The 15,076-nt window shown below is 63.0% G+C and carries 12 protein-coding genes; 3 read left to right on the top strand and 9 right to left on the bottom strand.

Annotated features, from left to right (window positions below):
- The first annotated feature begins 8 nt into the window (after positions 1-8).
- Positions 9-554, top strand: coding sequence for a Uma2 family endonuclease (locus EPN33_09240; protein ID TAN21836.1), 546 nt, complete (start codon positions 9-11; stop codon positions 552-554).
- Here the strand turns inward: EPN33_09240 and EPN33_09245 are convergent.
- The 6 genes from EPN33_09245 to EPN33_09270 are packed head-to-tail and all read right to left on the bottom strand — an operon-like array spanning position 547 to position 7,245.
- Positions 547-1,776, bottom strand: a complete 1,230-nt coding sequence (locus EPN33_09245) for a flavodoxin-dependent (E)-4-hydroxy-3-methylbut-2-enyl-diphosphate synthase (GenBank protein TAN21837.1) — start codon at positions 1,774-1,776, stop codon at positions 547-549. The two genes, EPN33_09240 and EPN33_09245, sit on opposite strands and share 8 nt — an antisense overlap.
- Positions 1,776-3,137 carry an RIP metalloprotease RseP gene (gene rseP, locus EPN33_09250; protein ID TAN21838.1) on the bottom strand — a complete coding sequence of 454 codons (1,362 nt, stop codon included), beginning with the start codon at positions 3,135-3,137 and terminating at the stop codon, positions 1,776-1,778. The genes EPN33_09245 and rseP overlap by 1 nt, the downstream gene beginning before the upstream one ends.
- Before the next feature lie 18 nt (positions 3,138-3,155).
- Positions 3,156-4,325, bottom strand: a complete 1,170-nt coding sequence (locus EPN33_09255; GenBank protein TAN21839.1) for a 1-deoxy-D-xylulose-5-phosphate reductoisomerase — start codon at positions 4,323-4,325, stop codon at positions 3,156-3,158.
- An 8-nt stretch (positions 4,326-4,333) separates the two neighbouring features.
- The gene (locus EPN33_09260) at positions 4,334-5,137 is read right to left on the bottom strand and encodes a phosphatidate cytidylyltransferase (protein TAN21840.1); all 804 of its coding nucleotides are present in this window, start codon (positions 5,135-5,137) and stop codon (positions 4,334-4,336) included.
- Complete coding sequence (locus tag EPN33_09265; protein ID TAN21841.1) at positions 5,134-5,982, bottom strand: isoprenyl transferase; 849 nt, start codon at positions 5,980-5,982, stop codon at positions 5,134-5,136. The genes EPN33_09260 and EPN33_09265 overlap by 4 nt, the downstream gene beginning before the upstream one ends.
- Before the next feature lie 33 nt (positions 5,983-6,015).
- Positions 6,016-7,245: a CBS domain-containing protein gene (locus tag EPN33_09270; protein TAN21842.1), complete on the bottom strand. Its 1,230-nt coding sequence runs from the start codon at positions 7,243-7,245 to the stop codon at positions 6,016-6,018.
- A 62-nt stretch (positions 7,246-7,307) separates the two neighbouring features.
- Between EPN33_09270 and EPN33_09275 the strand changes: the two genes are divergently transcribed.
- Positions 7,308-8,258 carry a branched-chain amino acid transaminase gene (locus EPN33_09275; GenBank protein TAN21843.1) on the top strand — a complete coding sequence of 317 codons (951 nt, stop codon included), beginning with the start codon at positions 7,308-7,310 and terminating at the stop codon, positions 8,256-8,258.
- Between the two features lie 316 nt (positions 8,259-8,574).
- Positions 8,575-10,545, top strand: coding sequence for a pyruvate dehydrogenase (locus EPN33_09280; protein TAN22159.1), 1,971 nt, complete (start codon positions 8,575-8,577; stop codon positions 10,543-10,545).
- A gap of 29 nt (positions 10,546-10,574) precedes the next feature.
- Here the strand turns inward: EPN33_09280 and EPN33_09285 are convergent, their stop codons facing one another.
- The 3 genes from EPN33_09285 to EPN33_09295 are packed head-to-tail and all read right to left on the bottom strand — an operon-like array spanning position 10,575 to position 15,065.
- Complete coding sequence (locus EPN33_09285; GenBank protein TAN21844.1) at positions 10,575-12,374, bottom strand: exo-alpha-sialidase; 1,800 nt, start codon at positions 12,372-12,374, stop codon at positions 10,575-10,577.
- A gap of 9 nt (positions 12,375-12,383) precedes the next feature.
- Positions 12,384-13,016: an FMN-binding negative transcriptional regulator gene (locus tag EPN33_09290; protein TAN21845.1), complete on the bottom strand. Its 633-nt coding sequence runs from the start codon at positions 13,014-13,016 to the stop codon at positions 12,384-12,386.
- A complete protein-coding gene (locus tag EPN33_09295; protein TAN21846.1) occupies positions 13,017-15,065 on the bottom strand; it encodes a S9 family peptidase in 2,049 nt (682 codons plus the stop codon).
- Positions 15,066-15,076: the final 11 nt, after the last annotated feature.

Raw genomic sequence — 15,076 nt, forward strand, 5'->3', positions numbered from 1 at the left:
GGATCGAAATGAGCACGCGGACGCTGCTCACGGAGGCCGATTTCGACGCGCTGCCACGCGAGGAGGGGAAAGCCTATGAACTCAGCGAAGGCGAACTCGTTGTGACCGCCTCTCCCCGGCTGCTACATAACCTGGTGCGTGAGCGCCTACACCTTTCGCTCGGAGCATTCTGTCAGGAGCACAAACTTGGCGTATTGCTCACCGAGATGGACTGTCGCCTGGCAACCGCTACGATCCGCATACCCGATTTTGCCTTCGTGACCGCCGGCCGGCTTCGAGACATGGATCTGAACGACCGCATCGAGGGTGCCCCCGATCTGGCTGTCGAGATCGTGTCACCCTCGAACAGTCCGGCCGATCTGGCCTTGAAGGTCCGGCAGTATCTGCAAGCCGGCGTGCGGCTGGTCTGGGTGATCTATCCAGAGACGCGGCTCGTCTGCATTTACCGACCTGACGGCAGCTTTGAATACCGCGAAAACGGCCAGGTCCTCGACGCCCCCAGCATCTTTCCCGGCTGGAGTCTGCCGCTACCCGATCTGTTCAACGTTAGCTAGCCGTAGCTTCTGCCGTAGCGTAGTGCGAGGCGACGTAGTCTTCCAGAATGGCGATGAACTCGTCGGCGAGCTGCTCGCCGTGGAGGGTTTTGTAAAGGTGGCCGTCGATGTAGACGGGCGCTTTGGGATCTTCGAACGTACCCGGCAGCGAGATGCCGAGATTGGCGTGGCGGCTTTCACCGGGGCCGTTGACGATGCAACCCATCACGGCGACGTTCATCGCCGCAACGCCCGGCCGCTCACGCCGCCATACGGGCATGCGTTGCTCGATATGGGTCTGAATGCGCTCGGCCATGACCTGAAAAAACGTGCTCGTGGTCCGGCCGCAGCCGGGGCAGGCGGTGACCTGCGGCGCAAACGATCGCAGTTCGAGCGATTGCAAAATTTGCTGTGCGACGCGCACTTCCTCGCAGCGGTCGCCCGCCGGCGCCGGAGTGAGCGAGACGCGGATGGTATCGCCGATACCCTCCTGCAGCAGCACCGCCATAGCAGCCGTCGAGGCGACAATGCCCTTGGCGCCCATGCCGGCTTCAGTTAAGCCCAGGTGCAGCGGATAATCACAGGCCGCGGCCAGCTTGCGGTAGACCTGGATTAAATCCTGCACGCCCGATAGTTTCGCGCTCAGAATAATGCGGTCGCGTGGCAGGCCGTGGCGCTCGGCAGCCTCGGCTGAGTTCAATGCCGAAGCAACGATCGCCTCGATCAGGACCTCCTTAGCGCCGAGTGGTTCGGCGGATTTGGCATTTGCGTCCATCATCCGCGTCAGCAGCGCCTGATCGAGCGAGCCCCAGTTCACGCCGATACGCACCGGCTTGCCATGCCGCAGCGCGGTTTCGATCAGAACCTGAAAATTGCCGTAATCCTTGCGGCCGATGTCGGCATTGCCGGGATTGATCCGGTACTTGGCCAGCGCTGCAGCGCAGGCCGGATATTTGGTCAACAGCAGGTGGCCGTTGTAGTGAAAATCACCGATCAGCGGGACTTGACAGCCATGTGCTTCGAGCCGCTCGCGAATGCGCGGCACGGCTTGGGCGGCAGCTTCGGTATTCACCGTGATGCGCACCAGCTCCGAACCGGCACGGGCCAAGGCTCCCACCTGGGCCGCCGTGGCGGCGGCGTCCGCCGTATCGGTGTTAGTCATCGACTGCACGACGATGGGAGCATTGCCGCCCACCCACACGCCGCCCACATCGACCGCGACCGTTTTGCGCCGCGAAGGCATCAGTTGCGGACCACAACAGCGCGGACGATGTCGTTGTAGACGACCACCGTCATCAGAATCAGCAGGAACGCGAAGCCGGCCTGGTAGACGCGCTCCTTGATCCGGGTCGAGACATCATGCCGCAGGATTGACTCGATGAACAGGAACAGAATCATGCCGCCATCGAGCACCGGAATCGGCAGCAGGTTCAGCAGCCCGAGGTTCAGGCTGATGAGCGACGTGACCGAGAACAGCGGCAGCAGCGTGGGGGCGCGCGCCGCCTCGCCCGTCACTGCCGCAATGCCCACCGGACCTTGCAGCGTCTGGATCGAAGCTTTCTGCGAGACCAGCTTACCGACCAGATCCAGGATCACCATGCTGTAGCGCTTATTGTCCTGGAGCGAGTGTTGCAGCGCCTCAGAAAACGGCAAACGCAGGAAGGTGGTGTCGCTGGTAAACGCCGCGCCAATCATCCACTGCCGCTTACTCACATTTTCCGCCAGCGTCGGCGTAACCGGCAGCGTCAGCGACTTCCCGTTGCGTTCCACGGTAAGAGTGATGGTTTTGCCGGGAGTGCCGAGCTTGACCGAATCCAGAGGCGGCTGCACCGCCTGGATTTCTTCGACCAGATTGCCTGGATCGAGCACTTTACGGCCGTCCACGGCCAGCGCCAGATCACCCGGCTTCAACCCTGCCTGCTCGGCCGGCGAATTTTTGTTGACTTCGCCAAAGCGCGTCACTTCTTCGGGCGCCAAACCCACCAGCGGCGGATTGCTGTTGCCATCCTGAATCGGCGTCAGCGCGGTGTGCACAACCTGGCCGCCGCGGTCGATGGTCAGCGACAGCGGCCGGTCCACCGAGATCGCCGTCTGCATGAACAACGTTTCCCACGTGGGGTTCTGGTTGCCGCCGACCTCGATGATGCGGTCCTGGGGTCGAATTCCTGCCTTGGCGGCGGGCGAATCCGGCTGCACTTCGGCCACGACGGCCGGGCGGTCCAGGACCGGATTGTGCGGGTATTCGCGCATGTAGACGGGCACCAGCAGTCCGATCGCCAGCAAAATGTTCATCAACGGTCCGGCAAAGGCGATGATGAAACGCTGCCAGCGCGGCTTGGACAGGAATTCGTCCGGCTTGCCGCTGGGCTGGTCCATCGGATTCTCACCTGCCATGCGGACGTAGCCGCCCAGAGGAAGCAAGCTGATGCGGTAATCGGTATCCCCGGCCGTAAATCCCATCAGCCGCTTGCCGAAGCCGAGAGAGAAGGTCTCGACCCGCACGCCGAAAATCTTGGCCGCAATAAAGTGCCCCAGCTCGTGCACGAAGACGATGACGCCCAGGACAATTGCAACCGCAACAATGTCAATCAGGATGGGATTCATGTTCAAAAGTTGACGTGCTTAGCAGAGCGCCGCCAGCGCCGAAGCCGCCACTTCGCGCGCCTGCCGATCACAGGCCAGCGCTTCCGCGACGGTTGATATCGCAGACGCACCCATACGCTGCATCGTTTCCTCCACCACGCGCGCAATCGCCGGAAACTCGATCTGGCCGGCGACAAATGCCTCCAACGCAACTTCATCTGCTGCGTTGAGAACCGCCCCCGCACCTCCTCCAGCCCGCCATGCCTGCCGTGCCAACTCCAGGCATGGAAAACGCTGATCGTCCGGGGGCATAAATTCCAGCCGCCCTACCTCTTCTAATTTTAACGGCAAACGCTCCGTCGGGAGCCGGTCCGGATAAGTCAGGGCGTACTGGATCGGGGTTCTCATATCGGCCGTCCCCAACTGGGCTATGACGGATCCATCGGCAAATTCCACTAGGGAATGAACAATGGACTGAGGATGGACCAGCACACCTACCTGCGATTCTTCAAGCCCGAACAGGTGGCAGGCCTCCATGATTTCAAAGCCTTTATTCATCAGCGTCGCCGAATCCAGCGTGACCCGCGTGCCCATGTTCCAGGTGGGATGGCGAAGCGCCTGAGCAGGCGTCACATGGGCCAGCTCCGCCGCCGTGAATGTGCGGAAGGGTCCGCCGGAAGCCGTAAGGATCACGCGGGCCAGCTCCTGCCGCTTTCCGGCTCGCAGGCACTGATGAACCGCGCTATGCTCGCTGTCAATGGGAAGGATTCTCCCTCGGCCCAACCGTGCTGCTTCCAGCAAGGCGGCGCCGGAAACCACCAGTGCCTCTTTGTTCGCCAGCGCCACCGTGCAACCGCTGGAAAGGGCAGCCGAAATGGCCTCGAGCGCAGCCACGCCAACCACAGCCGCCACCACAAGGTCTGCGCCACACTGGCTGGCCGCGGCCAGCAGGCCCTCCTGGCCGGCGAGAATGCGAGGCGCGTAGTCGAGCTTCTGCCGCAGCGCTGCAATCGAGTCCTGATTTTTGACGGCGAGGAGTTGAGGCCGAAAGCGGTTCGCCTGTTCTGCAAGGATAGCGACATTGCTGCCGGCGGCAAGAGCGGTGATCTCAAAGCGGCCGGCGAGGCCTTGAATCACATCCAGCGTGTTGCGCCCGATAGAGCCGGTTGCGCCCAGGATAGCAACGCGGCGCGGTGTAGCAGAAGACATTGTTTTTGCTAATGAAAGTAGCTTACATAGTACCAAAGCACCGGCGCGGCGAAGAGCAGGGCGTCGATGCGATCGAGGATGCCGCCGTGGCCAGGCAGCAGGTTGCTCGAATCCTTTACCTGGGCGCCGCGTTTGAATAGCGATTCCACCAGATCGCCGATTTGCGCCGCGACATTGATGACACCGCCGAGCACCGCCATTTCCACGATCGGCCAGTGGCCCGGCGCGACATCGAACCATGCTCCAAATCCAGCTCCCAAGAGGATGGCGACGACAAGCGATGCGGCCGCACCCTCCCAGGTCTTTTTCGGACTGACGCGCGGCGCGATGCGATGCCGTCCCCAGGCGCGCCCGGCGTAGAGCGCGGCGGTGTCGCCAATCCAGACGACAGCAAAGAGAAAGAGCAGCCAAACGATGCCGGCGCTGCTGTTGCGGATGCTACCCAGCAGACCGAGCAATAAGCCCAGATAAAATGCGCCGAACAAGGTCAGACTGGCGTTGGAGGCGTGCGTGGCCATCAAACTCGGCTGGCACAGGGCCCGAATCCCGAGCGCCAGCAGCAGGCCCACCAGCACCGCGACCCAAACTTGCTCTCCGACGGTCATTGCCGTGAGCACCACAAAGGCACCTGTGGCCACGGAGCCGATCCAGAGGAAGGGCGAGGCGCCACACGCGCGCGCGAGGCCGTAAAATTCATGCGCGCCCAAAATGGCTACCGCCGCGAGGAGCACAGTAAATAGCCAGGCCGGCGCCCACACCACTACCGCCAGCACTGGAATAACCAGCGCGATCGCAGTCCAGACGCGCATCATGGACGTCGGCTTCCGCGCTCGGCTCGTGGCAGCTTCAGGCGATACCGTAGTTCCTCCTGGGCGGACAGGCCGCCGAAGCGGCGCTCGCGACTCTGAAATGCAAGCAGGGCCTGGAGCAAATCGGCGCCGCGGAAATCAGGCCAAAGCACCGGCGTGGTCCAGATTTCCGCGTACGCAAGTTGCCACAGCAAAAAGTTGCTGAGGCGCAGCTCGCCGCTGGTGCGAATGAGCAAATCCAGATCGGGCAGGTGTGCGGTGGAAAGATGCGCGGCGATATCGCTCTCGGTGATCGTCAGGTCCTCCAGACTTCCCTGCTGCCGCGCCTCTTCTACGATCGCCTGGCAGGCGTCGGCGAGCTCGTGGCGGGCACCATAATTCAACGCCAGGGTGAGCACCATGCCGGTATTGGCGGCGGTTGCGGCGAGGCTGCTCTCCAGATCGCGCTGTACCATTGCCGGCAGCTCGTGCAGGCGGCCAATGGCGCCCAGCCGCACGTTTTGCTGATTGAGCTCTCGGATCTCGCTGCGCAGATACCGGCGGAGCAGGCGCATGAGGAAATTGACTTCGGCTTGCGGCCGGCGCCAGTTCTCCGCCGAGAAGGCATAGAGCGTCAAGGCAGGAATATGGAGACGGACGCAGGCTTCCACGGTCGCCCGCACGGCGCGCACTCCGGCCAGATGGCCGGTGACACGCGGCCGGTGATAGCGCGCCGCCCAGCGTCCACTGCCATCCATAATGACGGCAATGTGGCGCGGCAACCGGGCCGGATCGACCCGGCGCTCCAGTTCCGTTTCATCCGGCGCGCCGGCGAACGCTGCGGTCGCGCCTTGCGATGCAGGAGCCATGATTCTGAATAGTATGGCGTATTGGCGGGAGCGTTAATCTTCGCTCAGCCAGGAGATCACGTCGTCGGCGGTAACGACGCCCAGGACCCGGCGCTGGTCATCGACCACCGGCAGCGCCAGCAGGTTGTACTTGTTGAACAACTCCGCCACGTCCGCTTCCGCCCGCTCCCGCTCCACGGCAATCGCTTCATCCGCCATATCCTGCAGCAGATTACTTGGGGCGGCGAGCAGAATACGGCTGACGGGGACGGCGCCGGAAAGCTGGCCCTCGTCGTTGAGCAGGAAGATGGTGGTTACACCGGAAATCGGCCCCTCGAAAGCGCGCGTCGCGGCGATAGCGGCAGCCGCGGTAGCGGATTCCGGGACCGCGATGAATTCCGTGGTCATGCGCCCGCCGGCGGTATCTTCTGGATATTCCAGCAGGTCGGCCACGTCTTCGCGTTCAGGCGCTTCCATCTCGCGCAGAATCTCTTCCGATTGTTCTGCGGGAAGGTCGGCCAGGACGTCGGCAGCCTCGTCCGGCTCCATTTCCTCGATGATGTCGGCGGCGTGATCGCTTTCGAGGCCCTCAATCAGCGAGCGCTGCAACTTGGGCGTGACCTCGCCGAGAATGTCGGCCGCCACTTCGTGGTCGAGCGAACCGAACACGGCATCGCGTCCGGCCGGCGCCAGCTCTTCCATGATATCGGCGGCGTCGGCCGGGTGCAGCCGGCCCAGGGCACGATAGGTGATCTGCAGGCGTATGCGCCGCGCGGGGTCGGTTTCTACCAGATCGAAGGCCCGCCAGGGGATGGGGCGCGAGTTCGGCCACTCGGAGGCGCCCTTGAGCCAGGCCCGGGGCACGGCGCCCTGCAGCAGGCGCCGCAGGGCCCCGGAGACGCCGATATCCACCTGCTGGGCGCGCAATTCGTAGCTGCCATCCTTCTCGCGCAGATCCATGCCAATGTCGTTGACGCGCACCACGCGGCGGCCATTGACATCAATGATTTGCTGGTCCAGAACGTCGTGACGCAAGAGCAAGTGGCCGGAGTTGATTTCCATGGGCACGGGCGAAACTTGCCGCATTTCCACGGTCATGCCCTCCAGGTCCAGGCCCAGCAGCCGTAGTGGCACTTCCCACAGGTTACCGTTATGGCGGTAAATCACCCGCCGCACCAGATTGTCGTCCGCCTCCGGTTCGACCACCAGCTCGCGCACGTTGCCGTAACGGTGGCCGTCGCCGCCCCGCAGAGGCAGGTTGATCAGTTCGGTCAGATAGAACATCCGCTACCAGTTTAATTCTGCTGCAAATTAGGCGAAAATGAATGCCGGAGGAGAATACCGCTATGCCTACGCCACCGGATCCCAATCTTACCGTCTGGTTCCGCGGTCAGTATGGACGCCTGGGCGATGCCAACGTGAACATCCTGACGCATGGGCTGAACTACGGCTCAGGCGTGTTTGAAGGCATCCGCGGTTACCACGACGAAGGCGACGGCAATCTCTACCTCATGCGGATTGCCGATCATTACCGGCGATGGAAGCACAACTGTGGCATTCTCCGGCTCCGGGTTCCCGAGAGTGTCGAGGAACTCTGCGAAATCACCGCGGAGCTTTGCCGCCGCAACCAGTTCCACACGAACGTCTATGTGCGCCCGCTCGCCTACAAGGCTTCGGCGGCCATTGGCGTGCATTCGGACAACAATGACGCCTATGCGATTGTGGTCGTGCCCTTTGGCGCGTACTTTCCCCGGCAAGGCGGCTTGCGCGCCGGCGTATCGGCGTGGCGGCGGGTGGATGACAACTCGATCCCCGGCCGCGGCAAGATTACCGGCGCCTATGCCAACAGCGTTCTGGCCGGCGATGACGCAGCCGCCAACGGTTACGACGAGGCCATCTTTCTCAACCAGGACGGTCACGTCTGCGAGGCGGCGGCTGCGAACCTGTTTATCGTCCGCAACGGAGAACTGCATACGCCCTCGATCACCGAAAATATCCTGGAAGGCATTACGCGGGATACCGTCATGGAGCTGGCGCGCGCGGAGTTGAAACTGACGGTGCGCGAGCGCCCGATTGACCGCACCGAGCTCTATATCGCCGATGAGATCTTCCTATGCGGCACGGGCGCAGAAATCGCGCCCATTATCGAAGTCGATCATCATACCGTAGGCGCGGGAAAGCCAGGGCCGCTGACGCAGAAGCTGAGCGAGGTATATCGCAACGCCACGCGTGGACACCTGCCTGCTTATCGCCACTGGCTCGCTCCTGCGTATGCGAACGAGGTTGTGCGTGCCTGAAATCGAGAACGAGACCCCTGCCAACGAAACCCTGCCGGAAGCTACGCCGGAGCCGGCAGCATCGCCGGAACCGGAACCGGCGGAAATGGCTGCGCCTGCCTTGCCGCCAGCGGCAACCGGGCAACCGCCTGCGGAGCCGCAGCGTCCACGGCGGCCACGGCACCGGCATGGCCGGAGGCGTCCTCGCCCCGCACCTTCCGTGAATACGGCGGCCGTGGCGGCCCCGGGCGCTGCGCCCTTGCCGCGCGCCACCCACCCCGCGCCCGCCACTACCGGCGTCGACCCTCGCTTTGACTGGCGTCGCGTCGTCCGCACGATGCTGGTTTCGCGGGCGCTGGACGCACTGGAGGAGAACGAACTCTATCCCAAGAAGGTTCCGTATCAGTTTTCGGCCCGCGGCCATGAACTGGGACAAATCCTACTGGGCACGATGCTGGTGGGCCCGCACGACGCCGCGAGCGGCTATTACCGATCCCGTCCGCTGCTGTTGACGCTGGGCCTGAGCGCGGCGGATGCGCTGGCCGGCGGCATGGGCAAAACCGGCAGTGTCAGCGAAGGGCGCGACATCGGCGCCGTGTACAATCTGCCGCGCCCGCCAGGCGAAGCCGGCGTGATCGTGCTGCCCATGTCGGGCGGCGTCGGCACCCAATTCACAACCACCGCAGGCTGGGCGCGGGCCATCACCTACTACCGCGATGAGCTGCGCCAGGCCAGCTACAAAGGATCGATCGCGGTTGCGCTCGGAGGCGAGGCCTCGTGCGCCGCCAACGGTTTCTGGTCGGCATTGAACATTGCCACCACCGAGCGGCTGCCCATGCTTTTTTACATCGAGGACAACGGCTTTGGCATTTCCGTGCCCGGCACGCGCCAGACGCCAGGGGGCAATATCGCCCAAAACCTGGCTTCGTTCCGCAATCTCCGCGTCTGGGATGGCGACGGCACCGACCCCGCCGACACCATCCGTTGTCTGAGCGGTGCGATCATGGCAGTGCGCGGCGACCGATCCCCGGCTCTGGTTCATCTGCGCATGCCGCGCCTGTCCGGCCACTCCGGTCAGGATACGCAAGCCTACAAGAGTGCCGAGCTGCTGGTTGCCGAACGCGCACGCGACCCGCTGCCGCGGCTGAAGGCGTACCTGGTGCCCTCGGCCTTCTACGAAGGAGAGTGGCAGCGTCTGGAACGTGAGGCGGACGAGGAGGTGCGCGCGGCCTTGGCCGAGGTCGAGCAGCGGCCGGATCCCGACCCGGCCACGCTGCAGCGCTACCTGTTTGCGCCACAACCGCGGGTAGCCGCGATGGAACCGGCCACCTCGGGCGCGCGCATGAACATGGTCGCAGCCATCCGGCGGACGGTCGAAGTGGAGATGGAACGCAATCCGCTGCTGCTGACGTTTGGCGAAGATGTTGGCGCCAAAGGCGGCGTGCATACTGCGACGCAGGATTTGCAATCTCGTTTCGGCCCGCGGCGCGTATTCGACACCAGCCTGTCGGAGGAAGGCATAATCGGCTCGGCGGTGGGCATGGCGTTGGCGGGCTTGCGGCCGGTGGCGGAGATTCAGTTCCGCAAGTACGCCGACTCTGGAACCGAGCAGATCAATGACTGCGGCACGCTGCGCTGGCGCACCGCGAACCGCTTCTCTGCCCCGGTGGTGGTGCGTATGCCGGGAGGGTTTTTCAAGTGCGGCGACCCCTGGCACAGCAAGTCAAGTGAAGTGACATTTGTGCATGAGTTCGGCTGGCAGGTGCTGTTCCCTTCCAACAGCTCCGACGCGGTGGGCCTGCTGCGGTCTGCACTGCGGAGCGAAAATCCGAGCATCTTTTTCGAGCATCGGAATTTGCTTGACGCTGCGAGCGCCCGGCGGCCTTATCCCGGCGACGATTACGTTCTGCCGCTGGGCAAGGCCGCTTGTCTCCAGGAAGGTAGCGACGTCACGGTGGTGACCTGGGGCGCGATGGTGGAGCGCTGCCTCACTGCGGCCGCTGAGCAGGCCGGCTCGATTGAGATTCTTGATCTGCGGACGCTGATGCCCTGGGACAAGGAAGCCGTGCTGGCCTCGGTGCGCAAAACCGCGCGCTGCCTGATCGTTCATGAAGATACGCTCACCGCCGGGTTTGGCGCCGAAATCGCCGCCACCCTGGCTCAGGAAGCTTTTCTCTCGCTGGACGCACCGATCGAGCGGCTGGCCGTACCCGACGTCCCCATGCCGTATAACGTCGGCCTGTTGAACGCCCTCTTACCCAGCGTGGACTCCATCCGCGCCGCTATCTCCCGCTTGTTGGCCTACTGAGGTACCGCGTGCCACGAGTGGGTGTCGTATCAGTGGCCGGCTGCACGGATCGCTCCGGCCAGTACGGTTGTCCTTAGGTCCGCCAGCGGCGTGATGGCCATCGGAAAGTGACCGATCTGCGTGAAAGGGTCGAGGCCGTGCTCATAGAGCACCACCGGTTGTGCCGCCGTCATCGCGCCCGGCTGCAGCGCACCACCCGGCAACTTGAACTCCCAAATCGTGCCTTCCAGCGGCCGCATGGCGCCATTGTCACTTACTTCTACTCTTCCCATGTAGGAGCCTGCGTAGAGCACGCGCACCTTCAGGGGGCCGTGAATTACGTTCTGGCTGGTGTTGAGCACCCGGACCGCAAACGAGACGGTGTGCGTCTTCAGGTTATAGAAGCGCTCCAAAAATTGCAGCTTCACCTGCCCGCTTACGTCCACCAGGTTGGCCAGCGCCGGGCTGCCGTGGCGCACCGCGTCGCCGTCGACGCGGATCGTCGTGGTCCACACTTGCGCCACGCCTTCCGGATTGGCGACCCACAGCGGGTGAAACGCCCCGGCAGCGTCGGCCGCCAGTCCCATGGTGTGTCCGCCATGAAATGCAAACCATGGCAATGCGAGATCGTTGAACAACGGCACGCGTCCGCCACGGCTAGGATCGTAATCCGCCGTTGAGGCCTTGACGCCCGGCACAAATGTATCGCCGCCGTCGCGCGAGGCGCGAAAGCGCACCGCCCACCCCAGGTTGTCCGGCTGATCGCGCCGGTCCAGCCACATTACTCCCACCACTCCGCGATCGTTCACGGCGACGGTGCCATGGATATCGTCGGGCCCGTTCAGATGGTCACCATCCCGGCGTGCCAGATTGTCATCAAGATTCCGCGGCGCTGACCAGGTTTTGCCAAGATCGCTCGAGTAGGTCAGCCGCACACGCGAGCGGCCCGAATCCCAATCCTCCCAAACCGCGTAGATGCGATCACGGAATGGCCCGTGGGTGTGGTCAATCGCCAGCGTGGTGTAGTAGCTGCCGTTGGCGGCCAAATCCACCCACCAGCGCGTTACCCGGTCTACCTGGCTCTTCAATGGCCAGTTGGGCCTTTGAAAGTGCATGCGCACGACGTTAATAAAGCCCGGACGCCACACGCGTTCGTCCTGCCGCTGGCTGCCGGGCGGAGCGACGGTCGGAACGGGAATCACCAGCGATCCATCGCTCAACAAATCGCCGGGGCCCACATTCACAACTTCGGCATCGGCCTGCACGGGCACGATTTGCGTCACAAACGTCGTACCACCATCGCGCGAGTAGCTAACGCGAATGTCGTGATCGCCGTTCATTCCATAGACAAACAGCCAGCCGTGATGGGGTCCTGGTTGATTGTCAACCGTGAGAAAACTGCGCTCCGCATGAATCATCCGCGTGAACGGCAGCCACGTTTTCCCGCCGTCCAGCGACCGGTCCAACCGGTCGTAGCCATCCGGATATTGTCGCGTCTGTGCTTCCGACAATGAATACGCCACGCCGCCCGGCCCATACTCGCACGCCGGATCCCACGCCTCGAGTTGCGCCTTTTGCCGCAAGCTCAGTTGCCACGTACGCCCGCCGTCAAACGTAACGAACGTATCGACCTGGCTGGTCGGAGCCTCCGGTGGAAACACCATCGAACAGGCAATCAACTCTTTTGCATTATTCGGGTTGGCGCCGATTTCAATTTCATAATGTGGGTCCTGCGCCAGGGCTTTGCTCACCTGCACGCTGGCACCCACCTGGATAGGGCTCTGGGCGGCGGTTAATACACCCATAGACAACAGCGCTGCGCCCATCAGACTCTGAAATCGAATGCGCACGATCCCTCCCTAGTCCTTCCGCCCGCGGTTATACTCCTCCACCAGCGCCCCCAGAGCGCGGTCGTTTTCGCGCGGCGATGCCAGCAGATGTTCGGCAACCGCCAACGCATCCCGCCGCGGCTCATCCTGCCCCAGCTTGAACTTCGCTTCGATCTGTTGCACTTCGATGCGAAATCCCAGAATCCGCGGCAGCCGACGCGTAATCGCTTGCTCCGGGATTTCTGCCGTAGCCCACGGCTGCGGATACGGAGCTTCCATCCGGTCGACAAGCTCCTCCAGCGCCTCCCGCAGTGCGGCAGCATCTTGAAATACGAGCCTTCCGCGACAGTGGACCGCGGTGTAATAGTACGTTGGAGGCATGTCACGACCTGGGTACCAGCTTGACGTCACATAACTGTAGGGACCCTGAAAAATCGCCAGCACCGGCTCCGGTTGCGCCTGGAGTGCGGCCGCGTGTGCATTAGCTCGCGCCAGGTGTCCCGTGAGCCGCCAGCCGCCGGGCTGGGCGTGATCCAGCAACAGGGGCAGGTTGGTCGCCACGGGCGCTCCCTCACTCCCGCTGACCAGCAGCGCCCACGGGTGCGTCTCTATGAGCTCGATGACACTGGCTTCGCTCGGGCGCCATTCCCTCCGTACGTACATCTAAGGCCTCAGGTGCGACTCGTACCAGTTGAGCATCCGGGTCAGTGAATCGATCCGGTGCGGCCGCTCCTGGAAGATATGATGCTCGCGCGGGTAGACCACCATCACCGGATGACGGCCCAGGTCCTGCAGTCCATGGTAAAACTCGTAGCTTTGCGCAGCGGTAACCCGCGCGTCCGCACCGCCTACGACGATCAGCACGGGCGTGTGGCAGTTCGCCAGGTAACGTTCCGGTGAGTGGCGATACAGGAGATCTTCGGCGCCCACAATCTGGCCCCAATAGTTGGACCAATACGACGGTGCGATATCGGAGGTGGTCGCGGCAGAAACCAGATCCGATATTCCAGCCCCCATCATCGCAACCTTAAAGCGATCGGTGTGCGTAATCGTCCACGCGGTCATATAACCGCCGTAGCTCCAGCCGCCAATCCCCAGTCGCGCCGGATCCGCAATGCCCTGCTTCTCGAGCTGCGTGACCCCATCCATGATGTCCTGAAAATCGCCGTCGCCCCACTTTTGATAGTTGGCATCGGCAAACGCCGGCCCCTGTCCATCCGAACCCCGTGGGTTGGGCAGCAAGACGACGTAACCATGCGACGCCAGCATCACCATCCAGTCGTACCAGCTGCCATGAAAATCCGTCACGTAGGCTTCTTCCGGGCCGCCATGCACCCACACCACAGTCGGATACCGCTGCCCCGTCCGATAGCCTGGCGGCAAGAGCAGGACCCCGTAAATCCTCGTCCCGTCCAACGTACTCTTCCATTGAATTTGCCGCGTGTTTGGCAGCAGCCACTGTTTGACCTGCGGATTAGCTTTGGTCAGTACCTGCTCCCGCCCGTTCGCGGCAACGCAGATGTCACCGGGGTCGCTCGGCGTCGCGCACACGAACGCGACCTTACGCCCATCCTTGCTTAGTGAGAATTCCTCTCCGCCGGCGGCGCCGCTCACCGGCGTGATCGCTCCCGTCTTAGCGTTGACCTTCAGGAATACGTTCGAGGAGCCCTGAATCGCCATGCCCAGCAGCTCCTGCCCGTTCGGCTCCCAATGCAAATCTCCGATCGTCGCGGGGTAGTTGGCTCCGATCATGCGCGTCGCGCCGGTCGCCAAGTCACGAACCGCCGGCAGTTCCGCAATCCCGTGCGGCAGCCGCATCGAATACAGAATCGTGTGCCCGTCCGGCGACCAGCTTACCGGTCCACCTCCCGCGTGCGCCACCAGCATTTTTTCGGCTCCGGTATGCACATCGATCAGCGCCAGCTTCGAGATGTACCAGCGGTCGTTATAGTGGGTGGTCGGCGAAGTACGCGCCAGAATCTGGCTCCCATCCGGTGACCAGGCAAAACTGTAGATGCTCCCCGCCTCTTTGGTCAGCAGATGCGCGCTGTGCGTTTCCAGGTCAAAAATCCAGAGCCGGCTAAACAGGTAATGTTCATCTTCCACTGTTTGGTCGTTTCCGGCATGGCGTGCCGCAGTTGTTTTTGCGTCCGGCCGGTCGTTACGCACAAAGGCGATCTGCTTGCCATCGGGTGACCACCGGAATCCTGACACCCCTCCGGCAATCGCCGTTAAAGGCAGCGCATCCCCGCCCTGGATCGAAATTGTCCAAATCTGCGATGGCTGCGGCTGCCGGCACGATCTCGACCGAGTACTCTCAGTCTCGCTTGCCAGATCCTGTCCGCTCTCGCTCCCCGCCACGCGGAATCGAAAACTCAGACTCAGCGGAGGCAGTTCGCGATTCGAGAGAAACGCAATCGTGCGTCCGTCCGGCGCCCACTCCGGCGACGTATTGCTCGATCCCCCGAGGATAAAAGCGCGGGGAGCCACACTCCCATCGCTCGGCACCAGCCAGATCTGGCTGTTCTGTCCCGCGCATTTCCCGCTCGGTACGTCCCGCACGTAGGCGACCATGCCGCCGTTCGGCGACAGTTGCGGATCGCTCAGGTTGGTCATGCTCATCAGCTCGGCAGGGCTGATCGCATGCTGCGCCTGCGCTCCCGCCAGGGTGGTCAATCCCACAGCAAGCGCCAGACCAAGGGCCACTTTCATCGCATACCTCC

This window comes from Acidobacteriota bacterium (assembly GCA_004299485.1).
Classification (GTDB): Bacteria; Acidobacteriota; Terriglobia; order Terriglobales; family SCQP01; genus SCQP01.